Source organism: Paenibacillus sp. CECT 9249, from assembly GCF_918697855.1.
Taxonomy (GTDB): Bacteria; Bacillota; Bacilli; order Paenibacillales; family Paenibacillaceae; genus MSJ-34.
Genome location: NZ_CAKKLI010000006.1, coordinates 50,286 through 76,239, shown reverse-complemented (window position 1 = coordinate 76,239; position 25,954 = coordinate 50,286). Strand labels below are relative to the sequence as shown.

The 25,954-nt window shown below is 52.8% G+C and carries 22 protein-coding genes; 17 read left to right on the top strand and 5 right to left on the bottom strand.

Annotated elements, in window-relative coordinates:
• Positions 1-167 precede the first annotated feature (167 nt).
• The 3 genes from LQ229_RS07560 (at position 168) to LQ229_RS07550 (ending at position 5,055) form a co-directional block, all read left to right on the top strand.
• The gene (locus tag LQ229_RS07560; protein ID WP_230191339.1) at positions 168-3,266 is read left to right on the top strand and encodes a DEAD/DEAH box helicase; all 3,099 of its coding nucleotides are present in this window, start codon (positions 168-170) and stop codon (positions 3,264-3,266) included.
• Positions 3,266-4,135 (top strand): SWIM zinc finger family protein, encoded by an 870-nt coding sequence (locus tag LQ229_RS07555; protein WP_230191338.1) that lies wholly within the window; start codon positions 3,266-3,268, stop codon positions 4,133-4,135. Before LQ229_RS07560 ends, LQ229_RS07555 begins: the two co-directional genes overlap by 1 nt.
• Positions 4,136-4,281: 146 nt before the next feature.
• A complete protein-coding gene (locus LQ229_RS07550) occupies positions 4,282-5,055 on the top strand; it encodes a polysaccharide deacetylase family protein (protein ID WP_230191337.1) in 774 nt (257 codons plus the stop codon).
• Between the two features lie 31 nt (positions 5,056-5,086).
• Here the strand turns inward: LQ229_RS07550 and LQ229_RS07545 are convergent, their stop codons facing one another.
• Positions 5,087-5,962, bottom strand: coding sequence for an AraC family transcriptional regulator (locus LQ229_RS07545; protein ID WP_230191336.1), 876 nt, complete (start codon positions 5,960-5,962; stop codon positions 5,087-5,089).
• 163 nt (positions 5,963-6,125) lie between these two features.
• Here LQ229_RS07545 and LQ229_RS07540 point away from each other — a divergent pair, with 163 nt between their 5' ends.
• The 5 genes from LQ229_RS07540 (at position 6,126) to LQ229_RS07520 (ending at position 12,261) form a co-directional block, all read left to right on the top strand.
• On the top strand, positions 6,126-7,304 hold the full coding sequence (locus LQ229_RS07540; protein WP_230191335.1) for a galactokinase: 1,179 nt from the start codon (positions 6,126-6,128) through the stop codon (positions 7,302-7,304).
• 39 nt (positions 7,305-7,343) lie between these two features.
• Positions 7,344-8,330, top strand: a complete 987-nt coding sequence (gene galE, locus LQ229_RS07535) for a UDP-glucose 4-epimerase GalE (RefSeq protein ID WP_216538326.1) — start codon at positions 7,344-7,346, stop codon at positions 8,328-8,330.
• Positions 8,331-8,334: 4 nt separating this feature from the next.
• A complete protein-coding gene (locus LQ229_RS07530) occupies positions 8,335-9,891 on the top strand; it encodes a UDP-glucose--hexose-1-phosphate uridylyltransferase (protein WP_216538325.1) in 1,557 nt (518 codons plus the stop codon).
• 11 nt (positions 9,892-9,902) lie between these two features.
• Complete coding sequence (locus LQ229_RS07525) at positions 9,903-10,775, top strand: hypothetical protein (RefSeq protein WP_216538324.1); 873 nt, start codon at positions 9,903-9,905, stop codon at positions 10,773-10,775.
• A gap of 193 nt (positions 10,776-10,968) precedes the next feature.
• Positions 10,969-12,261, top strand: coding sequence for a homocysteine synthase (locus tag LQ229_RS07520; RefSeq protein WP_230191334.1), 1,293 nt, complete (start codon positions 10,969-10,971; stop codon positions 12,259-12,261).
• A gap of 56 nt (positions 12,262-12,317) precedes the next feature.
• On the opposite strand, the gene LQ229_RS07515 is transcribed toward LQ229_RS07520, so the two are convergent.
• From LQ229_RS07515 to LQ229_RS07505, 3 genes are all read right to left on the bottom strand, one after another.
• On the bottom strand, positions 12,318-13,115 hold the full coding sequence (locus LQ229_RS07515; protein ID WP_216538322.1) for an ABC transporter ATP-binding protein: 798 nt from the start codon (positions 13,113-13,115) through the stop codon (positions 12,318-12,320).
• Entirely contained in the window at positions 13,115-14,029 is a 915-nt protein-coding gene (locus LQ229_RS07510; protein WP_216538321.1) for an ABC transporter permease, read from the bottom strand. Before LQ229_RS07510 ends, LQ229_RS07515 begins: the two co-directional genes overlap by 1 nt.
• A 160-nt stretch (positions 14,030-14,189) precedes the next feature.
• The gene (locus LQ229_RS07505) at positions 14,190-15,290 is read right to left on the bottom strand and encodes an ABC transporter substrate-binding protein (RefSeq protein ID WP_216538320.1); all 1,101 of its coding nucleotides are present in this window, start codon (positions 15,288-15,290) and stop codon (positions 14,190-14,192) included.
• Between the two features lie 298 nt (positions 15,291-15,588).
• Here LQ229_RS07505 and LQ229_RS07500 point away from each other — a divergent pair, with 298 nt between their 5' ends.
• From LQ229_RS07500 to LQ229_RS07475, 6 genes are all read left to right on the top strand, one after another.
• Entirely contained in the window at positions 15,589-16,752 is a 1,164-nt protein-coding gene (locus LQ229_RS07500; protein ID WP_216538319.1) for an iron-containing alcohol dehydrogenase, read from the top strand.
• A 206-nt stretch (positions 16,753-16,958) separates the two neighbouring features.
• Positions 16,959-19,259, top strand: a complete 2,301-nt coding sequence (locus LQ229_RS07495) for a bifunctional 2',3'-cyclic-nucleotide 2'-phosphodiesterase/3'-nucleotidase (RefSeq protein ID WP_230191333.1) — start codon at positions 16,959-16,961, stop codon at positions 19,257-19,259.
• Positions 19,260-19,370: 111 nt separating this feature from the next.
• Positions 19,371-19,712, top strand: coding sequence for a hypothetical protein (locus tag LQ229_RS07490; protein ID WP_230191332.1), 342 nt, complete (start codon positions 19,371-19,373; stop codon positions 19,710-19,712).
• Positions 19,713-19,959: 247 nt separating this feature from the next.
• Complete coding sequence (locus LQ229_RS07485) at positions 19,960-20,502, top strand: protease (RefSeq protein ID WP_230191331.1); 543 nt, start codon at positions 19,960-19,962, stop codon at positions 20,500-20,502.
• Positions 20,495-22,033 carry a flotillin family protein gene (locus LQ229_RS07480; RefSeq protein ID WP_230191330.1) on the top strand — a complete coding sequence of 513 codons (1,539 nt, stop codon included), beginning with the start codon at positions 20,495-20,497 and terminating at the stop codon, positions 22,031-22,033. Before LQ229_RS07485 ends, LQ229_RS07480 begins: the two co-directional genes overlap by 8 nt.
• A gap of 53 nt (positions 22,034-22,086) precedes the next feature.
• On the top strand, positions 22,087-22,224 hold the full coding sequence (locus LQ229_RS07475; RefSeq protein WP_216538315.1) for a hypothetical protein: 138 nt from the start codon (positions 22,087-22,089) through the stop codon (positions 22,222-22,224).
• Between the two features lie 82 nt (positions 22,225-22,306).
• Here LQ229_RS07475 and LQ229_RS07470 read toward each other — a convergent pair whose 3' ends face one another.
• Positions 22,307-23,140: an AraC family transcriptional regulator gene (locus LQ229_RS07470; RefSeq protein ID WP_216538314.1), complete on the bottom strand. Its 834-nt coding sequence runs from the start codon at positions 23,138-23,140 to the stop codon at positions 22,307-22,309.
• A gap of 143 nt (positions 23,141-23,283) precedes the next feature.
• Between LQ229_RS07470 and LQ229_RS07465 the strand changes: the two genes are divergently transcribed.
• From LQ229_RS07465 to LQ229_RS07455, 3 genes are read left to right on the top strand one after another with little or no spacing between them, the layout of a single operon-like run.
• Positions 23,284-24,045, top strand: coding sequence for a sugar phosphate isomerase/epimerase (locus LQ229_RS07465; protein WP_216538313.1), 762 nt, complete (start codon positions 23,284-23,286; stop codon positions 24,043-24,045).
• Between the two features lie 12 nt (positions 24,046-24,057).
• Positions 24,058-25,143 (top strand): Gfo/Idh/MocA family oxidoreductase, encoded by a 1,086-nt coding sequence (locus LQ229_RS07460; RefSeq protein ID WP_216538312.1) that lies wholly within the window; start codon positions 24,058-24,060, stop codon positions 25,141-25,143.
• Positions 25,144-25,168: 25 nt separating this feature from the next.
• Entirely contained in the window at positions 25,169-25,897 is a 729-nt protein-coding gene (locus tag LQ229_RS07455) for a ThuA domain-containing protein (RefSeq protein ID WP_216538311.1), read from the top strand.
• Positions 25,898-25,954: the final 57 nt, after the last annotated feature.

Below are 25,954 nucleotides of genomic sequence, written 5' to 3'. Positions count from 1 at the left end.
GCGGGAGATCCCTCCGCTTTTAAAGAAGTTTTGAAGTGGGTAAAATAGCATAATCGGAAAAAAACGGGAAGTTCAATTTGTTCGGTGTTATAATAGAATTTACTGTATGGATGTAAGAACGATGCAGTCGTTTTATCGGAAAGTAGAATCGGAGGGATACAACGTTGTTGGCAAACGGCAGGTGGCACGGTATCTGGATTGAGGACCGGTTTTTTTGTTATTCGCCCGAGGAGGACGCTGCACAGATCGAGGAAAGTTTGGATGCGGCCCGGGAACGGGCGTCGGAATCGGAAGATTCGGTCTGGAAAAATGCGGTCGTCCGCCGGTTCGAATTAAAACTGCCGATTTTCACGAAGAAAGGGACGTTGCGCGGGGAACGAATGCACCAATTACCCAGGCGGGAAGTGTCGGGATTTACGCTGCCGATCGCATCCGCATTTGCGCTTTTGATTCAATCGGATTTTGAAACGTATTTCACGAATGCGTTCGGGGAGCGGGCGACGACGGGGGACGATTTGCGCTTCTGGCAAAGATCGGCTTTGTTCGGGTTGGAATTGCTGCTGCGCGGGCGATACGTGCCCGACGTGGAACTTCAGCTCAAGACGGGAAGAGGGGTATGGAGGCCAAGCCTGGATATGGAAGGCGATTTGGAGCGTTATTATATGTTGGCCGACGCGATGCCTCCCGTCTGTTTGGCGCATGACAACCGCGATTCGAAGGGCCCGGGCCGGTCCGCGGAGGAATCGTTGTTTTCCTTTATCGGCGCGATCATCGATAACCAAGTGAGACAGCGGATGAGCGACCGGAAAGACTTGGCATCGATGCTGCAATTTCCGGCGGCGGCAAACGATCGCGTCGCCGTATTATGGTGGAAATCGCTGCTGAATCCGGGCCATGCGCCCGCGTTTATCGTAACGCCCCAGGAGGGGGAACGTTTGGCCGCGGAAATTCGCGACTGGACGAAGGCGTACCATCCGCTCCGGAACAAGCAGGAGGGCAAAGCCGATCTGTTGCGGCTCGGCCTGAGGCTGGACCCGCCGGACGGCGGCGAAGCGGGAGCCGCCGATTGGACGCTTCATTTCCATCTGCAGCCGCAGGACGATCCGAGCTTGCAAATTCCCGCAATCTTCATCTGGCAGCAGCGGAAGGAAGAAATGCGCTGGTTCGAACGGCGGTTTTATAACGCGCAAGAAGCATTGCTGGCCAGATTGGCTGAGGCGGCAAGATTATACCCGCTGCTGGAACGGGAGCTGGAACGCCCGCGCCCGCAAGCGCTGCGCTTAAGTACGGAGGAAGCGTACCGGTTTCTGCGGGAGTATGCCCCCGTTCTGCGCGAAGGAGGAACGTCCGTGGAATTGCCGGCATGGTGGACTCGGGAAGGGCGCCGCCGGATCGGGCTGCAATTGAAATTGAAAACGCCCGGAGCCAATCAGGACGTCTCCGTGTCTTCGAAAGGCAGGCTCGGCATCGCGCAGATTGCGCAATTCGACGCCAAGGCGGCGGTCGGCGACGAGACGGTAACGGCGGAAGAACTGGAGCGGCTCGCATCGCTTAAAGTGCCGCTTGTTCCGTTTCGCGGCGAATGGATGGAAGTCAATCCGGAAGAAATTCGCCAAGCGCTTCGTTATATGAAAGAACGGCCGACGATCGAATTGTCGTACGGCGAATTATTGCATATTGCGACCCAGGGCGGAAGCGATGCGGAAGTGCATGGAATTCCGGTCGCCGATTACGAGCTTCCGCCGGCGGTACTACGGTTGTTGGACGGCGATTGGGACGCGATCGTCCGGGAGCGGGCCGTGCCCGGCGCTTTGAACGGGACGCTGCGCCATTATCAGGAGCGGGGATTCCATTGGCTTGCGGCGATGAGCGAGCTAGGCTTCGGCGTTTGCCTCGCGGACGATATGGGCCTGGGCAAAACGATTCAGGTGATTACGCTCTTGCTCGATTCGTTCGAGCGGGGCGCCGCCGAACCGGCGCTTGTCGTGTGTCCCACATCCTTGCTCGGAACATGGCGGCATGAACTGGCGCGGTTCGCGCCGAGCTTGCGCGTCGTCACGCATCACGGGCCGGTGCGCGAACACGGCGACTTCTTCATGCGGCAGGCAAAGCGATTCGACGTCGTTCTAACGACCTACAATTTGATCGCCCGCGATGAAGCGGATTTTAACAAAATCGTTTGGTCGAATCTGATTGTTGACGAAGCGCAAAACATTAAAAACGAAACGGCCAAGCAGACGCAAAGCATCATGAGATTGTCCGCGGCGAATCGCGTCGCGGTGACGGGGACGCCGATCGAAAACCGTTTGAACGAGCTATGGTCGATACTGCATTTTTTGAATCCGGGATATCTCGGCACCGTTTCAACATTTCGCAGCCGGTTCGCGCTGCCGATCGAACGGTATCACGATCGCAGGCGCACGCAGCAATTAAAGCGGCTTGTCGCGCCCTTTATATTGCGCCGTTTAAAGACCGACCCAAACATTAGCAAAGATTTGCCGGATAAAATCGAAACGAAAATTTATTGCGGCCTGACGAGGGAGCAAGCTTCGCTCTATCAAGCGACCGTACGCGACATGCTCAGCCAGGTCGACGATTCGGAAGGAATCCGGCGCAAAGGCCTTGTTCTTGCAGGACTTACGAAACTGAAGCAAATCTGCGATCATCCGGCCTTGTTCTTGCAGGACGGCGGCGCTGCGCCGAACCGGTCCGGCAAATTGAAACAATTGCTGGAACTCGTGGCAAGCATTCGGGAAACGTCGGAATGCGTTATCATCTTCACGCAATACATTAAGATGGGCGAGATGCTCGTCGAATATTTGCGGCAGCAGACCGGAGAGGCGCCGCTCTTCCTGCACGGAGGAGTGCCGAAAAAAGACCGGGACGTCATGATCGATTCGTTCCAAAGGGACGGCGGACCGTCCGTATTTGTTTTGTCGTTGAAAGCGGGCGGCGTAGGCTTGACGTTAACGCGCGCGAGCCATGTCATTCATTTCGACCGATGGTGGAATCCTGCGGTCGAGAATCAAGCGACGGACCGTGCGCATCGAATCGGCCAGACGAGAAACGTTCAGGTTCATACTTTTATTTGTACAGGGACGCTGGAGGAAAGAATCGATGAAATGATCGAAGCGAAGCGAATGTTGACCGAACAAGTCATTGGTACGGGAGAACATTGGATTACCGAACTGTCCGGGGCCGAATTGCGCCATTTGCTCGAATTGAGGGAAAACTCGCTCCAAGACGATATGGAGGAGGCTGAATAATGGATGGGACGAAAAAGCACGGGTCAACGTGGTGGGGTTTGAAATGGAGGCTGGCGCTTGAGTCCTTCAACTGGAAAAGCCGGTTGCAGCGGGGAAGAACATACGCGCGGGGCGGAATGGTAAGAACGATTTCCGTCTTGCCCGGCGTCGTGCAGGCGGAAGTTGCCGGCAGCCGCGCCAAACCGTACCGGGTATGGATACGGCTGACGCCTTATACGGAGCAGCAATGGGAGCGCGTCTTGCACTCGTTCGCGTCCCGGCCGCTTTTTGTCGCGAAGCTGCTAGCCGGCGAAATGCCCGAACAGATGGAATCGGCGCTGGAGGATGCGGGTTTGCATCTGTTCCCGGTAAGAGAATCGGACCTGAATACGGAATGCTCTTGCCCGGACTGGGTCAATCCTTGCAAACATATTGCCGCCGTATATTATAAGTTGGAAGAACGCCTCGACGAAGATCCGTTCCTGCTGTTCAAGCTGCGGGGGATGGACCGCGAGGAGATGCTGCGGCATTTGCGTCAAGGATGGGCGAATGCGGATCAAGGACAGGATGCATCGGATCCGGCGAATTCGTCTGCGGCCTCCCATGCATTGGATATGGGAAACAGCCTTCTTTCGGAAGAAAAGCATGATCTGTGGGAGGCGGCCCGGCACGGCTCGTTCTGGATGGCAGGCCCGGAGCTGGATAAAGTGCAAGTCGATCTTCATCCTGAAGCGGTCGCGCCCGACAGTCTCGTACGCTCATGGGGAATGCCGCCCTTCCTGCCGGCCGAGTCGGCCGCTTTATCCGTACTGGCGGAACTCGTTCGGCAGGTCAGCGACGAGACGCGCGCGCTCATCGAGGAGTTGGAGAAAAAGGGAGACGGAAAATAGAGATCCAAATAGAGATCCAAATAGAGTTCCATGGATCTCTATTTTTCGTTGTCGGAGTCTGGCATTGCTTTCCAAAATAAAAGCAGGCAAAACGGAGAAATCTAAAACGGTGTAATGAATGAATAACGTGTAGGGGTGACCCGTGAATGCTGCTTGCTTGCAAAATGTTGCTGGCTTTAACGTTTGGCCTGGCGCCCGCTATTCCCCAATTGTCGGACGATATCGCCGTCGATGCGATAAAACCGCATAAAGGACGCAACTATTACGAGTCGCGCGGCGACATTGTGTGGGACGTGCCGACCGATCGCAAAATGATCGCACTGACGTTCGACGACGGCCCGGATCCGAGATATACGCCGGATATTTTGAATTTGCTGCGCAAATACGATGCAAAAGCGACTTTTTTTGTGATCGGCAAACGAATCGGCAATTATCCGGATATTGTTCGCCGCGAAGTGAAGGAAGGCCATGAGTTGGCGAATCATACGTATTCTCATACTTATTTCTCAGGCTCGTATTCGGTGGATAAAATCAAAAAAGAGATCGAGCAAGCCCATGATCTTATCGTGCGGACGACAGGCTATAAACCGCAGCTGTTTCGGCCGCCGGGAGGGTATTATAACGATTCGATCATTGAAGCCGCCAAAAAACAAGGATATCTCGTCGTTCTCTGGTCATGGCATCAGGATACGAAAGATTGGCGCTCTCCCGGCGTGAACCAAATTGTAAACAAAGTGTTGCGCAATGCGAGAAACGGCGATATTATTCTGTTTCACGACCATGTGGAAGGAAAGTCCAATACGGTCGAGGCGCTCAAAATCATTTTGCCGGCATTAAAGAAGAGAGGGTACTCATTCGTCACCGTGTCGGAATTAATCTCGAACAGCATGAAGCTCATTCCCGTAGAGCAAGTCAAATGAACAAGGGGAATCGCGATTTCGCGGTTCCCCTTTAACGTCTGTCTTCGGACAAACGGTTCATCGCATTCCGGTATTCCGTCGGGGATTGTTGGTAGAATCGCCTGAACTGCCGCGAGAAATATAGCGCGTCTTGAAATCCGACCGATGCCGCGATTTGCTCGACCGTCAGCTCCGTACGTTCGCGAAGCAACTGCCTGCCCTTGTCGATCCGAAGCTTGAGCAGAAACGTAACCGGAGACATTTGCGTCGCTTGCTTGAAAATACGCGATAAGTAGGCGCGGTTATACCCGAGACTTTCCGCCATCTTCTCAATCGAGATAGGCTGGGCGTATTGGGTGGACATATAACGGATCATCTGTTTGACCGTTTTCTGCACATCGGACTCCAGTTCGAAATCGTACGAATCTCTTTTTCGTATTTTGCCGTATGCGGCCATAATAAGATGCAAATAACCGATCGCATCCAAATTGCTGTATACGTTATTCATGCGAAAAGATTGGCGGATATGATCGATATATTCGGAGACGATACGATTGTCCGACGCGAGGACGACCGGGTTTCGGGTCGAAAAACCGACCGTACGGGCCAAACCCGCCGCATCCTTGCCCTTAAACGCGACCCAGCGATAGCGCCAAGGCGTTCGTTCGTCCGACATATAACTGACGAGCTGCTCGGGCTCGATCAGAAAGCTGTCGCCCGCTCCCAGACGGTACGATTCATACTCCGTCGTATAAACCCCCGCTCCCGATTCGATCACGTGCAGCAAAAAATAGTCATATACTTTCGGTCCAAGTTTATGCACCGGTTTCGTCTGGCTTTCCCCCGCAAACAACACCTGAAATTCGCTGTCGGCGGCATAAACGGGATTTGAAGCAACCGAGTAAGTATAAGCTTCGGTTGAGGACATCATTGCACCCCCCGTTTCAATTCATGCTACGATATCTATTTTATCTTATAAAGTCACATTAATCCATGTGAAAGCAACATCGGTTTATTACAAAAGCACAATATGTTCTGTATACTGAAATTATTACGAATGAATCATTCATCTAAAAAAAGAAGGTGAACCCATGAATCAACAGTTAAAAGAAAAGCTTCATCGAACGTTTATCGAATATTACGGGTCCGGCGATCGTCCAGTAAACGTCTTTCATGCGCCGGGTCGCGTCAACCTGATCGGAGAGCATATCGATTACAACGGAGGTTACGTGCTCCCCGCCGCGCTGGAATTCGGCACGACGCTGCTGATCGGGGCGCGCGACGACGATCGGATCTCGCTTTCGTCCGCACAGTTTCCGGAACGCGCGGAATTTGCGTACGGGCAATTGCCAGGCGCCAAGTCGGATCAATGGACGGATTACCCGACCGGCGTGATGGTCACGTTGCAGCAGGCGGGATACCCATTGTCCCGCGGATACGATCTGTTGTTTCACGGCGAAATTCCGAACGGCTCGGGTCTTTCGTCCTCGGCGTCGATCGAAGTCGTGACCGCGTTTGCGCTGCTGACGCTGGAAGGACATCCGGTCGACCGCAAGCAAATCTCTTTATGGGCGCAAAAGGCGGAGAACGCTTATGTCGGGGTCAATTGCGGCATTATGGACCAGTTCGCCGTTGCCAACGGGAAGAAGGACCATGCGATTCTGCTTATGTGCGATACGCTGGAATTCGAGCTGGTTCCGTTTCAAACCGGGAACTACAAGCTCGTGATCGGCAACACGAACAAACGAAGAGGTCTCGTCGATTCCAAATACAACGAACGGCGGTCCGAGTGCGAAACGGCCGTTAACGAGTTGAAGGCGGCATTTCCGGAATTGACGCTGCTCGGCCAGCTTAATCGGGACCAATTCGCGCAGCATGCCGGCCTCATTGCAAGCGAAACGGTGCGCAAGCGCGCCAAACACGTCATCGAAGAAAACGAGCGCGTGCTGCAATCGGTGCAGAAATTGAAAGAAAACGATTTGGCGGCGTTCGGGCGTTTGATGCGGGAATCGCATCTCTCGCTGCGCGATCTGTATGAAGTAAGTTGTTTCGAGCTTGATGTCATGGTGGAAGAGGCGCTTAAAATACCGGGAGTCGTCGGATCCAGAATGACCGGAGCGGGCTTCGGCGGATGCACCGTATCTCTTGTACGCGAAGATCAGATCGAGCGATTCGTTCGCGAAGTAGGGGAAGCTTATGAGAAGGCGACAGGCCTGGAAGCCGCTTTCTACGTATGCGGCGTCGGCAATGGGGCGGAGCAAATCGAATAGAAAAGCAAACCTTCACAAATCTTGTTAGGGGGAAACAACATGGCTATTATGGTAACGGGCGGAGCCGGTTATATCGGCTCGCACACCGTCATGGCGCTGCTTGAGCGCGGCGAAGAGGTCGTCGTGGTGGATAACTTGCAGCAAGGGCATCGCGGCGCGGTGCAAGGCGGCAAATTGTATGTAGGAGACATACGCGACCGGGCATTTATGGATACGGTATTCGGAGAGAACGACATCGAGGCGGTGATTCATTTTGCCGCAAACTCGTTAGTTGGAGAAAGCATGCAGCATCCCGCCAAATATTACGACAACAACGTGCACGGCACGTTATGTTTGCTGGAAGCGATGAACGCTGCGGGAGTGAAGCGGATCGTGTTTTCATCCACGGCGGCGACGTACGGTGAGCCTGAGAAATTGCCGATAGAGGAAAGCGACCGGACGGAACCGACCAATGTGTACGGCGAGACCAAATTGGTGATGGAGCGAATGATGCGTTGGTTTGACAACGCTCATGGCATCAAGTATGTGTCGCTTCGCTATTTCAATGCCGCAGGCGCTCATGCTAGCGGGCTGATCGGCGAAGACCATCAACCGGAGACGCATTTGATTCCGCTTGTACTGCAAACCGCGCTGAAGCAGCGCGAATTGATTTCGATTTTCGGCGACGACTACGCTACGCATGACGGTACCTGCATTCGCGATTATATTCATGTCAGCGATTTGGCTGATGCGCATATTTTGTCGGTGCATCATTTGCGCCAAGGCCGGGAGAGCGCCATATTCAACTTGGGCAACGGCCAAGGTTTCACGGTCAAGGAAGTGATCGAAACGGCGAAGAAGGTAACCGGGATCGATATTCCGGTCGTCGTACAACAACGCCGGGCGGGGGATCCGGCGATACTCGTCGCTTCTTCGGACAAAGCGCGCTCCACGCTTGGCTGGAATCCGTCCAGAACCCGGTTGGAAGACATGATTCAAAGCGCATGGAACTGGCATGTACAACATCCGAACGGATATGGGGACTGATCTTATGACGAACGGACGACAACGAGCCGGATTGGCGATCGAACAGTTGCTGCGATTTGCGCTTCGCAAACGTTTGATCCAATCGGCGGATCTGGCCTATTGCCGCAATCAACTGCTGGATTTGTTTCAAATGCCCGAACCTTACGACGGCCCTGTCGGGGAAGAAACGTACGATGAGCCGCATGCAATGCTTGCGACGCTTATCGAGTACGGCTTCGCGCTCGGGCTTATGCCTGAGCAAAACGGAACATATGCCGACTTGCTGGACGCAAAAATTATGGGATTGCTGACCCCGAGACCTTCGGAGGTGGAGGAAACGTTCCGCCGCAATCGCGAGGAAAGCGGCGTCGAAGCGGCGACAGGAGCGTTCTACCGGCTATCCATCGATTCCAATTATATTCGGATGGACCGTATCCGGAAAAACGTATATTGGCTTCACCCTTCGGAGTTCGGCGAGATCGAAATGACGATCAATTTGTCCAAACCGGAGAAAAGTCCGCAAGAAATCGCGTTGGCCAAACAACAGACCGCGTCCTCCTATCCCAAATGCTTGCTATGTGCGGAAAATGTAGGATACGCGGGACGGCTCAATCATCCGGCCCGGCAGAATTTGCGCATTATTCCGGTTCGCCTGAACGGGGAGTCCTGGTATTTTCAATATTCGCCTTATGTGTATTACAACGAGCATTGCATCGTTTTCCATCATGATCACGTGCCGATGAAGCTGACGAGCGACACCTTTGCGCGGCTGGTTGACTTCGTGGAACAATTCCCGCATTATTTTATTGGAACGAATGCGGATTTGCCGATTGTCGGAGGATCGATTCTGACTCACGACCATTTCCAAGGGGGACATCATACGTTTCCGATCGAGAAAGCGCCGACAGAGGAGGGTTTCTCGCATCGAACGCATTCGGGATTGCGGCTGCGGATCGTGAAGTGGCCGATGTCCGTGCTGCGGTTAAGCGGGAAGAATCGCGATGCATTGCTGCGGGCGGCAAACGAGATCTATGAATCGTGGAAAGCGTATAGCGACGAGGAAGCGCAAATCTATGCATTCTCCGGCTCGGGAGCAGAACGCGTTCCGCATAATACCGTTACGCCGATCGTCCGTTTGAACGGGCAAGGCGAATTCGAGATGGATTTGGTGCTGCGGAACAACCGTACCGATGAACGGCATCCGGAGGGGATATTCCATCCGCATCGCCACCTGCATCATATTAAAAAAGAAAATATCGGACTGATCGAAGTGATGGGCGTGGCGATTTTACCGGGACGGTTAAAGCGGGAACTGGAGCAGATCGGCGCGATTTTGCGCGGCAAAACGGCCTGGAATGCGGAGGCGGCGAACGGACCGCTCGCCGGGCATGCCGCCTGGATTCAGGATCTGATTGAGCGGTACGGCATTGCCGATCGTTCCGAGGAAGAAACGATGCGAAGTTTGCAGCATGAAGTGGGAAGCAAATTTGTGGAAATTTTGTCCAACGCCGGCGTTTACAAACGGACGGAAGCGGGAAAGCAAGCGTTCCGCCGTTTTGTGCAAAGTATGGGTTGGGAATAGGAGGAAATTTCATGTCTACGACAGTGGAAACAGTGCAAACGGCCGAATGGGGCCAATGCCTCGAGCTTCGGCATGGGGATTACCGCCTGCTGGTTACGCTCGATTGCGGGCCGCGGATCATTCATTGCAGTTACCGGGACGGAAACAACATATTTTTCGAAGATCCCAAAGGCGAAATGACGAAAGACAACGGTTGGAAAATGATCGGCGGACACCGCTTATGGATCAGTCCGGAAATGTATCCCCGTACGTACGATCCGGGCAAAGAGGCGATCCAATGGGAACGCACCGGGACGGGAGCCGTCATCCGTTTTGCGGAACGGGGCTTGACGGACGCGGATAAAGAGATCGAAATCGGCTTCGAAGGGGATCGGATTCGACTCGATCATCGGATCCGCAATGCGGGCGCGTGGCCGATCGAATTCGCGCCTTGGGCGCTATCCGTCTTGGCCGCGGGAGGAACGGCAATCGTGCCTCAGCCGAACCGGGACACGGGGCTGCTGCCGAACCGTAAATTGATTCTATGGCCGTATACGGATATGTCCGACGAACGCGTCGAATGGGGCAAGGATCATATCGTCGTGCGGCAAATGCCGGACCGTCCTCCGTTCAAGTTCGGTTTGAATAACGAGCATGGCTGGGCGGCTTATTATAATAACGGCGTTATTTTCAAAAAAACATACACACATATCATGGAAGCGGAATACCCGGATTTCGGCAGTTCTTTCGAACTTTATACGAACGGCCATTTTATCGAGATCGAGACGCTGGGCGCTTTGCAAAACGTTCAGCCCGGAGAACAAGTTGCGCATCGCGAATATTGGCAATTGGAAGCTTGTCCGAGCGAAGAGCGGTTTCTCGCTCTGGCGAAAGAGTGGCAATAATCGAACGATTTTTCAGCCTGCAGTGCTTTGCATTGCGGGTTTTTTGTTATATAATAGTGAATAAGTATAAAACAAAGTATTCTTAGTTATTTACTATGAATAGTCTTTTATTTTTGCTGAAGATATGAGACAATGGAAATGTTAAAATTTGAAAAGCCATTATTGTTACATGATATTAAGGGAGGAACTGTGTATGTCACAAGAACGCAATTATTTATTGGATACGCTTGCTGTCCATGCGGGACAGGAAATCGATCCGACGACGCTGTCGCGCGCGGTGCCGTTGTACCAAACGACTTCCTACGGCTTCCGCGATACCGACCATGCAGCCGATTTATTCGCCTTGAAAGAGTTCGGCAACATTTATACGCGCATTATGAACCCGACGACGGATGTATTCGAGAAAAGGGTTGCCGCGCTCGAAGGCGGTCAGGCGGCGCTTGCTACTTCCTCCGGTCAGGCGGCGATCACGTTCGCGATTCTGAATATTGCCGGCTCCGGCGATGAAATCGTATCCGCGTCGAGCTTGTACGGCGGTACATATAATTTATTCTCGACGACGCTCGCTAAGCTGGGCATCAAGGTTCATTTCGTCGATCCGAGCGATCCGGAAAATTTCCGCGCGGCGATCAACGGCAAGACGAAAGCGCTGTTCGCGGAAACGATCGGGAATCCGCGCGGCGACGTGCTCGATATCGAAGCGGTGGCGAACATCGCTCATGAACACGGAATTCCGCTCATCGTCGACAATACGTTCCCGAGCCCCTATTTGCTTCGTCCGCTTGAGCATGGGGCGGATATCATCGTTCATTCCGCAACGAAATTTATCGGCGGCCACGGCACTTCGATCGGCGGTGTCATTGTGGACGGCGGCAAATTCGACTGGAAAGCGAGCGGCAAATTTCCGGGCTTGACGGAGCCCGATCCGAGTTATCACGGAGTTGTGTACACCGACGCGGTAGGACCGATCGCGTATATTATTAAAGCGCGCGTCCAACTGCTGCGCGACATGGGTTCCTCCATCTCGCCGTTTAACTCGTTCTTGCTGCTGCAAGGATTGGAGACGCTGCATCTGCGTATGGAGCGCCATAGCTCGAACGCGCTCAAAGTGGCGCAGTTCCTTGAGGCGCACGAGGCGGTCGAGTGGGTGAACTATCCGGGCTTGCCGAGCCATCCGTCCTATAAGCTTGCGCAAAAATATTTGCCGAAAGGCCAAGGCGCCATTATGACGTTCGGCATTAAAGGCGGCGTCGAAGCGGGGCGCAAATTGATCAACCATGTCAAGTTGTTCTCTCATCTCGCCAACGTAGGCGATTCGAAGTCGCTCATCATTCATCCGGCCAGCACGACGCATCAGCAGTTGAACGAGCAGGAGCAGCTTTCCGCGGGGGTTACGCCAGGCATGGTGCGCCTGTCTATCGGTACGGAAGCGATCGAAGACATCATCTACGATCTCGAGCAGGCGATTGCCGCAAGCCAGAAATAATTGCATATTATCATATAAGAAGGCTGTCCCTCCGGGGAACAGCCTTCTTATATGGTTTAGGAACCGAGCACGACGCGGTCGTCCACAAATTTCTCGCCGCGAATTTTTTCGAATTCATGCAACAGTTTCTCCACCGTTAAATCTTGTTTGTCCGCCGTCTTGATATCGAGAATGATCCTTCCTTTATCCATCATAATCAATCGGTTGCCAAGACGAATCGCCTGCTCCATGTTATGGGTGACCATTAATGTCGTCAGATGGAAATCTTCCACGATTTGTTTCGTCAGCCGCGTAATCAATTCCGCCCGGGAAGGATCGAGCGCGGCGGTATGTTCGTCCAGCAGCAAAATTTGCGGTTCGGTAAACGTAGCCATCAATAAACTTAACGCTTGCCGTTCTCCGCCGGATAATAGGCCGACTTTGGCATTGAGCCTGTTCTCCAATCCGATGCCCAGCTTCAGCAAATGCTCGCGGAAGATGGCGCGCCGTTTATTCGTGACGCCAAGACGCAAGCCGCGCTTTTTGCTGCGCGCGTACGCCAATGCCAAATTTTCCTCGATCGTCATGGACGGCGACGTACCCGCCATCGGGTCTTGGAATACGCGTCCGATCCATTGGCTGCGCCGATATTCGGGCAAGTTTGACATATCTTTGCCGCCGATTTTCACTTGTCCGATGTCGGGCTGCATGACGCCGGATATAATGTTCATCAGCGTCGATTTTCCCGCTCCGTTGCTGCCGATGACGGTTACGAAATCGCCTTTCTCCAACTGCAAGTCGATGTTCGTCAAAGCGATTTTCTCATCCGGCGTGTCCGCATTAAATATTTTCGTTACGTTATGAATGTTAAGCATTAACGCGCACCTCCGTTTTTCGCCGTCATTTGCTCGCTTCGTTTTTTGCCCACCAGCTTGGAACGGAATCGTTTCTGAATCATCGGCAGCGTCAAGGCGAGAATAACGATCAATGCCGTAATAAGCTTCATATCTTGCGCATTCAGGCCGATTCGTAGCGCAATGACGATGATCATGCGGTAAATAATCGCGCCCAGCATGACGGCGAGCGTGACGCGGAACACCGTTTTCGTGCCGAAGATCGCTTCCCCGATAATAACGGAGGCCAAACCGATGACGATCATGCCGACACCCATTTGGACTTCGGCATAACCGGAGTTTTGCGCGACGAACGAGCCGGCCAGAGCGACAAGCGCGTTGGACAAGCTGACGCCGATAATGATCGTACGGTCGGTATGCACGCCGAAACTGCGAATCATCCGGGCGTTGTCGCCGGTCGCGCGCAGCGCCATGCCGAGTTCCGTATGCAGAAACCAATCGAGCGCAAGTTTAATGGCGATGACGACGACGGCCATGACGGCAATCATGATCCAAGGATTGTCCAGCCAGGAATAGATCGTCGTCTTGCCGAGCAACGGAATGTTCGGCTTTCCCAAAATGCGCAAATTGATGGAGTACAAGGCGATCATCATTAAAATACCGGACAATAACGGATTAATTTTTCCTTTCGTATGCAATATGCCGGTTAACATACCTGCGATGGCTCCCCCAACGAAAGCGAAGAGAGAAGCAAGGACCGGATGAATTCCAGCCGTAATCGAGACGGCGGCGATCGCCGCGCCCGTTACGAAGCTCCCGTCCACGGTTAAATCCGGAAAATCCAATACCCGGAACGTTAAATAAACGCCCAAGGCCATAATTGCATAAAGGACGCCAGATTCCAGCGAACTTTGAAGCAATGGTATGATAGTCATAAACTTGCCGCCTCCTCCATAGATCCTTAAGTCAATGTAATTGAATGCGAAAACGAGTCGATTTCCGTAAAAGTGCGTGTTCGAAAAGTCGACTTTTTGAACAACCTCTTAAAGCAAAGGGAGAGCAGCCTAGCCAGTAGACTACCCTCTTGTCCTCTTCTTATTGTCTTTCGATTTTCTCGAACAGGTTCTCCGGTTTCGTTACCATCGCTTTGATCGCATCGGTCACTTCGATGCCTTGGTTAGCTCCGGCTTCCAAGTTGATCGCCAGATCGAGCGTTTCCGGATAGCTTGCAGGAACGTCAGCCGGCTTCTTGCCGTTTTTCAGGATTTCCACGGCCATTTTGCCTGTCGTATACCCGAGATCGTAATATTCGAATCCGTACGATGCGAAGCCGCCGCGTTTCACCGAATCTTTCTCCGGCACAAACAACGGAATTTTATTTTTCTCGGCTACTTGAATGACCGATTCCAAAGAGCTGACGATCGTGTTATCCGAAGGGACGTACATCGCTTGCACCTTGCCGACTAACGATTCTGCCGCCAGTTTGACGTCGGAGCTGTTCACGACCGGTGCCTTTACTACTTTCAGGCCAAGCTTTTCCAAGGAGTCGGCTGCGATTTGCACGTTCACCGCGGAGTTCGCTTCGCCTTCGTTCGTAATGATGCCTACCGTTTCGACGTTCGGAAATTGATTTTTAATAAATTCCATCAGTTTCGGCACGGCATCCGGATGGAGGTCGGCTGTGCCGGTCACGTTGCCGCCGGGAGATTCCATGCTTTGCACCAATCCGGCATCCACCGGGTCGGTTACGGCCGTAAACAAAATCGGCGTATCTTTCATGGCCTGCGCTGCAGCTTGCGCCGACGGAGTCGCGATCGCTAACACCAGATCTTTTTTGTCGGATGCGAATTTCTGGGCGATCGAAGTGTTGATGCCCGCGTCGTTTTGCGCGTTTTGGAAATCGATTTTCGCCGTTTGGCCATCGATATAACCGGCATCCTTCAACGCTGCTTCGAAGCCTTCGCGCGCCGCGTTCAAGGAAGGATGTTCAACATATTGAATGATTCCGATATTGACGGTTTTGGCCGGTTCCCCCGATTGTCCCGTTTCTCCGGAACCTGTCTGCGATTCCGATTGCGTGTTCGTTTCGCCTGTCGAACCGTTCGGTTCGCTGCCTCCGGAACCGCTGCCGGAGCAGCCGGCGACGATGACGAGGATGGCTGATAATAGTGCGATTAATGTCAGTTTGAATTTCATGTTGCATTTCCCCCTTCATTTCATTTTTTCGTCGGTTTAACTGTTCACTGCATAAAAGCATAAACAATTTAAAGCGGTCTGCTATCATTATATCTATATATCGCTGCACGTCAATGCAATCCCTTCGATTTATAGCGAAAATTTGCGGTTTTCGCCCAATCGAATTGGATGCAATAGGGGAAGCGGAAAGTTATCGGTCCGATTGTGGCAAAAAGCGTTGACTCCTTGAAGCGATTAGGCAATGCTATATAAGGAAGGGATATGACAGTTTACGATGTTAATAAGGAGGGTTCTGCTTATGAATTCGTTCACGTTTCACAATCCGACGAAATTGATTTTCGGCGCGGGACAGTTGCAGCAATTGAAGGAAGAAGTTCCGAAATACGGCAAGCGCGTATTGTTGCTGTACGGGGGAGGCAGCATCAAGCGCAACGGCATATACGACAACGTAATCCGGTTGTTGGACGAAATCGGCGCGGCGGTCGTCGAGTTGGGCGGCGTCGAGCCCAATCCGCGCCTTTCGACGGTTCAGCGCGGCGTCGATCTATGCCGCGGCGAGGGGATCGAGTTGATTCTTGCCGTCGGAGGCGGCAGCGTCATCGATTGCGCGAAGGCGATTGCGGCCGGCTCCCGATATGAAGGCGACGTCTGGGATTTCTATACGCGCAAGGCGACGGCCAAGGATGCGCTGCCGATCGGAACGGTGCTTACGATCGCGGCGACGGGATCGGAAATGAACGGCTCCACCGTCGTTACGAATTGGGAAACGAAAGAAAAGCTCGGTTGGGGCAGTCCGTACGTCTACCCGAAATTTTCGATTCTCGACCCGCATCATACGATGTCGCTTCCGCGGGATCAGACCGTATACGGCATGGCCGATATTATGTCGCATGTGTTCGAGCATTATTTCCATCGGGAGACGAATACGCCGTTGCAGGACGGATTTTGCGAAGCGCTGCTGCGCACGGTGATCGAAGCGGCGCCGAAGCTGGTGAACGATTTGCAAAGCTACGAACAGCGGGAGACGATATTGTATTGCGGCACGATGGCGTTGAACGGAATATTGAATATGGGATACCGCGGCGATTGGGCGACGCACGATATCGAGCATGCCGTCTCCGCCGTATACGATATTCCGCACGGGGGAGGGCTCGCCATTCTGTTCCCGAATTGGATGACATATGTATTGGAAGAGAATGTGGGCCGGTTTAAACAATTTGCCGTGAACGTGTTCGGCGTTCGCGCGGAAGGACGAAGCGACCGCGAAGTCGCGGAAGAAGGCATCGCGGCATTGCGGCGGTTCTGGACGTCGATCGGAGCTCCCGGCCGTTTGGCCGATTACGGCATAGACGATTCGCAGCTTGAAGCGATGGCCGACAAAGCGACGAAATTCGGGCCGATCGGAAACTTTAAGAAGCTGAACCGGCAAGACGTGTTGAACATTTACCGCTCGGCGCTGTAGAGGGGGGCGCAAGCTTCGTTTTACGCGCTATTTCCGATCAGGGAGGCAGAATGAAACTTTCTTTCTCCGATTGACAAATAGATAGAAATATCGTTTACTAAAAATGGGGTATTTTACCACATCCGATGCGCAGTTTCCCTGCGGGGGCGATATGCCGTTTTATGCCGGGAACTGCGCTTCACCAAACTTGTCAGGAGGGATTTGGTTTGAAATTGAAAGCGTTTTCCCTATGTCGTTCTCTCATTGTTCCCGCATTAAGTTTGATTTTGGCCTTCCCTGCCATATCGTCGGCAGCGGACGCCAAAAACCCCGAGCTCAAGCTCCGCATCATGGAGACGACAGACATTCACGTCAATCTTGTGAACTACGATTATTACAAAGACAGTGCAACCGACGAATTCGGCCTGGCAAAAACGGCAACGCTGATCAAAAAGTACAGGGAAGAAGCGAAGAACAGTTTGTTGTTCGATAACGGCGATCTGATTCAAGGAAATCCGCTCGGCGATGTGATGGCCAAGATCGATCCGTTGAAGGAAGGCGAAGTCCATCCTGTCTATAAAGCGATGAATCTGTTGGATTACGATGCGGGCAATATCGGCAATCATGAATTCAATTACGGCCTTGAATTTCTGGACAGATCTTTACAAGGCGCCAATTTCCCATACGTCAATTCCAATGTTTATATCGACGATAAAGACGGCAATCCCGACAACGACAAAAATTATTTCACGCCGTACCTGATTTTGGATCGTACATTCAAGGACGAGAGCGGCCAGGATCAGAAATTGAAAGTCGGCGTCATCGGCTTTGTACCTCCGCAAGTGATGAATTGGGATAAAGCGCATTTGGAAGGCAAAGTAACCGTGAATGGAATCGTCGAGTCGGCCGAGAAATTCGTTCCGAAGATGAAAGCGGAGGGCGCGGATATCGTCGTCGCGATTCCGCATTCGGGTTTCGGTTCGATCGAAAGCACGAACAACGACGAAAACGCCGCCTATTTGTTAAGTAAAGTGCCGGGGATCGACGTCATCCTGTTCGGGCATGCCCATGTCACGTTCCCGAGCGACAATTTCGCAGGTCCCGCGGGCGTGGATTTAGCCAAGGCCGGCGTAGATATGATGAAAGGAACGATTAACGGCGTCGCGGCCGTCGAGCCCGGTTTCTGGGGAGACCATCTGGGCGTCGTCGATCTGCAATTGCAGAAGACGGACGGAACGTGGAAAGTGATCGATTCCCAGTCGAGCGTCGTGCCGATTTACGATAAGACGAATAAAAAAGCGCTGGCCGAGGCCGATCAAACGGTTGTCGATGCGGTGAAATCCGAGCACGAAGCCACGTTGAAATACGTGCGCGGTTCGGTGGGAACGTCGACGGCTCCGATCAACAGTTATTTCGCGCTCATTCAAGACGATCCGTCCATCCAAATCGTAACCAACGCGCAGAAGTGGTATGTGGAGAAACATATAAAAGGCACGGAGCTGGACGGCATCCCGGTGCTGTCGGCGGGCGCTCCGTTTAAAGCAGGCGGACGCAACGGCGCAAGCTACTATACGGACATTCCGGCAGGAAGCCTTGCCGTCAAAAATATGGCCGATCTCTACGTCTATCCGAACACGCTGCAGGCCGTTGTTGTGACAGGGGAGCAAGTGAAAGATTGGCTCGAGATGTCCGCGGGACAGTTCAACCAAATCGACGCGAGCAAGAAGGAAGAACAACCTTTGATCAATGCCGGCTTCCCGACATACAATTTTGACGTGATTGACGGCGTTCGCTATCAAATCGATGTGACGCAGCCGGCCAAATACGATATCGGCGGCAAATTGCTCAATCCGGACGCGAATCGCATCAAGGATTTGACGTTTGAAGGGAAACCGATCGCCAAAGACAAGAAGTTTCTGATCGTCACCAATAATTACCGCGCGAGCGGCGGGGGCAATTTCCCGGGCATTGACGGGACGAATATTGCAATCGAATCCCCGGACGAAAACCGGCAAATCATCATCGATTATATTCGCGAGAACGGCACGATCAATCCGGCGGCTGACGGAAACTGGTCGCTGGCTCCGATCGAAGGGGACGCGTTGGTTACATTTGAAACATCGCCCAAAGCGAAGGATATTGCCGAGCAATACCATCTGAAGTATGTGAGCGAGGACAAAGAAACGGGATTCGCCAAATTTGCCTTGGATTTTGCCGGCATGGCGGCATCGGGCGGCTTGAACGAAACCGAGGAGAAGCCCGCCGATCCGGCCCAGCCTGCGGAGGAACCGGCGCAGGAGCATGGCGGCGAAGCGGCGGAACCGGAAGTAACGGTCGAACCGGCTAAGCCTGCGGAAGGAAACGGACAGGCGAAAACCGAGCAGATTTATATCGTGAAGAAGGGCGACGTATTATCGAGAATCGCCTTGAAATACGGGTTGGACTGGCGGGAATTGGCGAAATACAACGGATTGAAAAACCCGCATCTCATATTGATCGGACAGCAGATCAAAATTCCGGTTAACTAATTGCAAGTTGAAGTATTACCGTCCGCTTTCCTCTAAGAAGGCGGGCGGTTTCATTTCCACAAACGATTCGATAAGGATGAGCAAAGTTTAACGGACTTTGGAGGCCTTACTTTGTCTAATAACGCTGTCTTGGCGGAATTAGCGGATTTTGAGGTCTCTATTTTTGTCGAAACTCCTAAAACCAAAGATTCTCAGGCCGATTGCGACATGGTAACGGTTCGAAAATCCGTTAATTCCGAAAATTCGGATGAAACGAGAAAAATAAGACCTTGGAAATCCGTTATATTGTCATGGAACCGTATCCCGGCTAGAAGATGTCATGCAGCGCTAGTGGGGTCTAACTGCAAAAATCCGTCTAATGCGCGGCACAACCGCCTTGTGATGCAAAGCAACTGCAAATATCCAACTAAACAAGCTAAATTTTCCTATTTATGTAAATTTGGGCGAGATTAGCTGGAAAAATGCACTTACTAGGGCCGTTTCCGCCCAAATCGGGTAATGTAAATGAAAATTGCAGTTACATAGAGTGAGCTTGACGAAGACCGTCTATGCGGGAAGCGGCGATTTAGCGTATTTCCGTATTGTAAAGTCCATATCTATGCTTCATAATTGGTTATAGTCCCAATATATTGAAACGATCGGGATTTAACAGCGTATTACTTCATATAAGGAAGTAACGGGTGAACAGGAGGGGGAGCGCATGATTACGCTATTTTGGGCTTGTTTGGCGGGAGGCGCTTTGTTCGCCGTCGTATCGGTAGTGCTCGGCGATTTAATGAGCAATGCGCTGGACGGTCTGCTCGACTTTTTGTCTGTCGACTTTTTGCAGCCGATGGTGATCGCGAGCGCCGTTACCGCGTTTGGCGGCGCCGGCATCTTGCTTGACAAGTATACGGATCTCGGATGGATTGCCGTTCTGGCGTTGGCCGTTCTCATTGCCGTATTGCTTGGCGCCGCGGTCTATTTCGGATACGTCAAACCGATGGCGAACAGCGAAGTTTCAACCGGGTTTTCGCTTCAGGATTTAGCCGGCAAAGTCGGCCGCGTCACAGTGGCCATCCCCGCCCACGGATACGGGGAAGTGATGGTGCGGATCGGCGCCGGCAATACGAATCAGATCGCATCGAGCTTCGATGCTGCCGATATCCCGGCCGGAGCCGAAATTGTCGTGATCGATGTGAAGGAAAGCGTCCTCCGCGTATCCCAATTCGAAATAGGAAAAGGAGATGAGCAGCATGCCTGATTTTATGTTGGTTCCCGCCATCGTCGTAGGGGTCATCGTCGTGTTGGGGCTCGCGTTTTGGGCGAGATACAAGACGGTCGGACCGGATGCGGCGATGATCGTAACCGGATCTTTTCTCGGAAGCAAAAATATTGCCACCGACGATTCGGGGCGGAAAATCAAAATCGTCCGCGGAGGCGGCGCCTTTATTTGGCCGATTTTTCAACGGTCGCAATTTCTATCGCTATTATCCCATAAGCTTGATGTTTCGACACCGGAAGTTTATACGGAACAAGGCGTTCCGGTTATCGCCGACGGCGTTGCGATTATTAAAGTGGGCGGTTCCGTAGAAGACGTGGCGACGGCCGCGGAACAGTTCATGGGCAAGCCGATCGAATCTTTGAAGAGCGAAGCCCAAGAAGTGCTCGAAGGCCATCTGCGGGCGATTCTAGGTTCGATGACGGTCGAGGAAGTGTACCGCAACCGCGACAAATTCGCGCAAGAAGTGCAGGGCGTGGCGGCCAGAGATTTGAAAAAAATGGGGCTGCAAATCGTTTCCTTCACCATTAAGGACGTACGCGACAAGCAAGGATATTTGGACGCGCTTGGGAAACCGCGGATTGCCGCCGTTAAGCGCGATGCCGAAATTGCGGAAGCGGAGGCTATGCGCGACGCCCGCATCCAGAAAGCGAAGGCCGAGGAAGAAGGTCAGAAGGCCGAATTATTGCGCGATACGAATATCGCGGAGGCGTCGAAAGAAAAAGAATTGAAAGTCGCCTCGTTTAAGAAGGAACAGGATACGGCCAAGGCGGAAGCGGACCAAGCCTACCACATTCAGGAGGCAAGAGCGAAGCAGACGATGGTCGAGGAGCAGATGAAGGTCGAATTGGTTCGCAAAGAGCGGGAAATCGATCTGCAGGAAAAAGAAATTCTCGTGCGCCAAAAACAATACGACGCGGAAGTGAAGAAAAAAGCGGATGCGGACAAATATGCCGTCGAGCAGGCGGCGGAAGCGGAGAAATCGCGGAAAATGCGCGAAGCGGAGGCGCTGCAATATTCCATCGAAGCGCAAGCGAAGGCGAATGCGGAGCAGAAGCGGCTCGACGGTCTGGCCATTGCCGAAGCGGAACGGGCGAAAGGTACCGCGGATGCGGAAGTGATCCGGCTGCGCGGTTTGGCGGAAGCGGAAGCGAAGGAAAAGCTGGCCGAAGCGTTCCAGAAATTCGGCGAAGCGGCGGTGCTCGATATTATCGTCAAAATGCTGCCTGAACTTGCCGAACGGATCGCCGCTCCTTTGCAATCGATCGATAAGCTGACCGTTGTCGATACGGGGAACGGGGAAGGCGCCGCCAGAGTCAGCAATTATGTGACGCAATTGATGGCAACGGCGCCGGAAATGCTCAAGAGCGTGTCCGGGATCGACCTTGAGCGGCTCATTCAAGGCTTGACGCAAAAAACAAGCGCTCCGGCCGCCAAATCCGCGCTGCCTGCAGGCAAAGCGCCCAACGACGGCAACGTCACGGCCGGCAAGCCTGCGAGCGATAAAGAATAACTTGGTTGAAAGCGGGGGAAAATCGGCATCCTATGGCGAGGAGGTGATGTTCCTTGCCGAACAACAAAGCAGAGAAAAAGAACAACCTGCAAAACAAATCGCGTTTGAAGGAAGAAGCGATAACGCTGCAGGCGGATAAAGCCGCGGACTATCCCCCGAGCTTGAACAATATCAATAAACGCGAACAATAAAAGATAAACAATGCCCCCTGCGAAGGCACGGATTCGATCTGTCGTGCCGGCAGGGGGCATTCTTGTCGCCGTCTGCCGGCGTCTATTTCCTCCGGTTTAGTTCGCGGTACCGGCTGGGGGACACGCCCAACTTGGACCGGAACGTCCGGTGGAAATACGAATAACTGCGAAAACCGCATGCTTCCGCGATATGCTCCAACGTATACGAACTGTATTCGATCCGTTCGCAAGCAATGGACAACCGCACTTCGATCGCGTAATCCATGATCGATTGTCCGAACGTTTCTTTAAATAAATGGCCCGCGCGCGACGGGCTAAGCCCGACATGCCTCGCGACTTGCTCCAGCGTAAACTGCTCCGTGGCGCGCTGCTCCACGAAATACTTCATCTGGTCGCATAAAGCGGCATAACGCGATTTGCGCGGCGAAGCGCCGTATTCATCCATCATTCGGTCGAGCATAAGGAAAAACGTCATCGTCAAATATTTGGAAATCTCTTCGATTTGATCGTGAACCCGCCGTTTCTCCTGCGCAATTTGCCGCCACACCGTCAACAGCCGGTCGTCGAGACCGAGGCTTAATTTTTTCGGCCTGTCCGCATCCTTCCACCATTGATCGATCCAGGTTCCCGTTAAGATGAGATAATAATCCATGCTGTTGAATCTTGGCAGCGTTTCGTTCGTGTACGGATTATGGTACCCGATTTTCAACTCGTAATCGTCGCCCGGCTGAAACAGCAGCAAGTCGCCCGACCGAACGGTGACGTACGATTCGTCGATCCATGTATGGGCATATCCTTCCGTCTGCAGCCTGACGAGGTAATGAGCTATTTTTTCTTTCGAGTAGTACGGTTTCAAATGTCTTGCGTTTCCTACGGATAATACGTTTACATCGACCTGTTCCGGTTCATGCTTCATGTTCGATCATCCTCTTCCAGATAGCTAAGTTAGCAAAATAGTTCATGAATAGGTGATATCATTCATTCCCATTATAACGATGATGAGGGTAGAATAGAATAGAGTATTCGGAATCTATAATGAAGGAGAGGCGGGATGCGTCTATGAAAGTCGGATTGCAATTGTATACGCTGCGCGAGGAAACGGCCGGCGATTTCGTCGGAACGTTACAGCGGGTCGCCGAGATCGGATATGCCGGAGTCGAGTTTGCAGGTTACGGGGGGCTGCAGCCCGAGCGGTTGAAACAGGTTTTGGACGAACTCGGTCTTGCCGCCGTAGGAAGCCATGTCGGCTTGGAACGGCTTCGCGAGCATTTGGACGAAGAAATCGCCATGAACGTGGCAATCGGAAGCCGTTATGTGGTATGTCCGTATTTATCGGAAGAGGACCGTTCGGAAGCAGGGCTGCCGGGAACGATCGCCGTTTTTGCGGAAGCGAGCCGCAGATTGGGCGAACACGGTATCCGTTTCGGATACCATAACCATGATTTTGAGTTTACGGAGAAGATCGGGGACAAGCTGTTGTTCGATCAAATCTTTGCCTCGATGACGCCCGAACAATTGCAAATTGAGCTTGACGTATGCTGGGTGCGGCACGGAGGCTATGATCCCGTCGATTATATCGGCAAATATGCCGGAAGAGTTCCGCTTATTCATTTGAAAGATTTACGGACATTGCAAGACGGCCGCGGGCAAACCGTCATTTTGGGACAAGGGGAACTGGACTTGAAAGCGGTTATCGAAGCGGGCGGCAAGGCGGGCGTCGAATGGTTCGTCGTGGAGCAGGACGAATGCCAGGAACCGCCTCTGGCAAGCGTAACAAGCAGTATGGAATGGTTAAAGCAACATTCGGATCTCATATCGTAGGAGGATGACATCATGTCTAACATATATCGCGTCGGAATGATCGGCTGCGGCGGCATCGCAGTCGGCAAACATATGACCAGTCTGAAGAAATTGCCGAACGTGGAGATGGCGGCTTTTTGCGACGTTAGCTTTGAACGCGCTCAGGAAGCGGCCGAGCGATTCGGAAGCGCCGACGCTAAAGTATATCGCGATTATAAAGAATTGATTGACGATCAATCGATCGATATCGTACATGTTTGTACGCCGAACGATACGCATGCGGAAATCTCGATCGCCGCTATGGAAGCGGGAAAGCATGTCATGTGCGAAAAGCCGATGGCGAAGACGGCCGCGGAAGCGAGAATGATGGTGGAAGCGGCCAAGCGGACAGGCAAAAAATTAACGATCGGTTATAACAACCGGTTCCGGGCGGACAGCCGATATTTGCACCGGCTCTGCTCGGACGGCGAACTGGGCGAAATTTATTTTGCGAAAGCCCATGCGATTCGCCGGCGCGCCGTGCCGACATGGGGCGTTTTTCTGGATGAAGAGAAGCAGGGCGGAGGACCGTTGATCGATATTGGTACGCATGCGCTCGATCTGACGTTGTGGATGATGAACAACTACAAGCCGAAAGTAGTGCTCGGCACTTCCTACCATAAGCTATCGGCGAAGGAAAATGCCGCGAACGCTTGGGGACCTTGGGATCCGCAAAAATTTACGGTTGAGGATTCCGCATTCGGCATGATTACGATGGAAAACGGAGCGACAGTGCTGCTTGAGTCGAGCTGGGCGCTGAACACGCTGCAGGTGGGCGAAGCGAAATGCACGCTGTGCGGCACCGAAGGCGGAGCCGATATGTGGGACGGTTTGACGATTAACGGGGAAAAGCATGCAAGATTATACGAACAGAAAATTCAGCTGGATGCGGGCGGGGTCGATTTCTACGACGGCAGCGGGGACAACCCGGCGGATGTAGAGATGCGGCTATGGATCGAAGCGATCGAGAACGATACGGATCCGGTTGTCACGCCGGAGCAAGCTTGCGTCGTCTCGGAAATATTGGAGGCGATCTACGAATCGGCTCGGACGGGAAAAGCGGTTTATTTCAACAACTAATGACGGAAATGAAGGAGAATAACCAATGTCAGCTACGTTAAACGTTACCGTTTGGAATGAATTTCGCCATGAGAAACAGCATGATCGCGTTAAGGAAGTGTATCCCGACGGGATTCATACGGCCATCGCCGCAGGCTTGTCCGGAACGTACGCGGTACGCACCGCTACGCTGGACGAGAACGATCACGGCCTAACCGACGAGGTGCTGCAATCGACGGACGTGTTGATTTGGTGGGGACATATGGCTCATGACGAGGTAAAGGACGAAATCGTGCAAAAAGTGTATGAGCGCGTGCTGCAAGGGATGGGACTGATCGTGCTGCATTCCGGCCACTTCTCGAAAATATTTAAAAAATTAATGGGCACGAGCTGCGACCTGAAATGGCGGGAAGCGGGAGAAAAGGAAAGACTCTGGGTCGTGTCGCCCGGTCACCCGATCGCGGAAGGGATCGGCGAATATATCGAGCTGCCGCAAGAAGAAATGTACGGCGAGCATTTCGATATTCCGCAGCCGGATGAGCTCGTATTCGTCAGCTGGTTCGCAGGCGGAGAAGTATTCCGCAGCGGCTGCTGTTATTCGCGCGGCCAAGGGAAAATCTTTTATTTTCGTCCCGGCCACGAAACGTATCCGACCTATTATAATGAAGAAATTCGGCGCGTGATCGCGAACGCTGCCGCTTGGGCGGCGCCTTCCGGCCGGATTGCGCCGAAATACGGCAACGCGAAGCCGCTTGAAGCGATCGGCGGGGAATGATACACGATAAAATGGATGGAATTATTTCATATTTTTGCTAAACTATAGATGCAATTG

Coding starts and splice junctions, on each gene's coding strand:
- LQ229_RS07515 (WP_216538322.1), bottom strand. CDS start 13,115: ATGCTTAACATTCATAACGTAACGAAAATATTTAATGCGGACACGCCG.
- LQ229_RS07545 (WP_230191336.1), bottom strand. CDS start 5,962: ATGTCCTCAACCGAAGCTTATACTTACTCGGTTGCTTCAAATCCCGTT.
- LQ229_RS07485 (WP_230191331.1), top strand. CDS start 19,960: ATGATTACGCTATTTTGGGCTTGTTTGGCGGGAGGCGCTTTGTTCGCC.
- LQ229_RS07470 (WP_216538314.1), bottom strand. CDS start 23,140: ATGAAGCATGAACCGGAACAGGTCGATGTAAACGTATTATCCGTAGGA.
- LQ229_RS07530 (WP_216538325.1), top strand. CDS start 8,335: ATGACGAACGGACGACAACGAGCCGGATTGGCGATCGAACAGTTGCTG.
- LQ229_RS07455 (WP_216538311.1), top strand. CDS start 25,169: ATGTCAGCTACGTTAAACGTTACCGTTTGGAATGAATTTCGCCATGAG.
- LQ229_RS07540 (WP_230191335.1), top strand. CDS start 6,126: ATGAATCAACAGTTAAAAGAAAAGCTTCATCGAACGTTTATCGAATAT.
- LQ229_RS07510 (WP_216538321.1), bottom strand. CDS start 14,029: ATGACTATCATACCATTGCTTCAAAGTTCGCTGGAATCTGGCGTCCTT.
- LQ229_RS07505 (WP_216538320.1), bottom strand. CDS start 15,290: ATGAAATTCAAACTGACATTAATCGCACTATTATCAGCCATCCTCGTC.
- LQ229_RS07460 (WP_216538312.1), top strand. CDS start 24,058: ATGTCTAACATATATCGCGTCGGAATGATCGGCTGCGGCGGCATCGCA.
- LQ229_RS07555 (WP_230191338.1), top strand. CDS start 3,266: ATGGATGGGACGAAAAAGCACGGGTCAACGTGGTGGGGTTTGAAATGG.
- LQ229_RS07500 (WP_216538319.1), top strand. CDS start 15,589: ATGAATTCGTTCACGTTTCACAATCCGACGAAATTGATTTTCGGCGCG.
- LQ229_RS07520 (WP_230191334.1), top strand. CDS start 10,969: ATGTCACAAGAACGCAATTATTTATTGGATACGCTTGCTGTCCATGCG.
- LQ229_RS07480 (WP_230191330.1), top strand. CDS start 20,495: ATGCCTGATTTTATGTTGGTTCCCGCCATCGTCGTAGGGGTCATCGTC.
- galE (WP_216538326.1), top strand. CDS start 7,344: ATGGCTATTATGGTAACGGGCGGAGCCGGTTATATCGGCTCGCACACC.
- LQ229_RS07550 (WP_230191337.1), top strand. CDS start 4,282: ATGCTGCTTGCTTGCAAAATGTTGCTGGCTTTAACGTTTGGCCTGGCG.
- LQ229_RS07465 (WP_216538313.1), top strand. CDS start 23,284: ATGAAAGTCGGATTGCAATTGTATACGCTGCGCGAGGAAACGGCCGGC.
- LQ229_RS07525 (WP_216538324.1), top strand. CDS start 9,903: ATGTCTACGACAGTGGAAACAGTGCAAACGGCCGAATGGGGCCAATGC.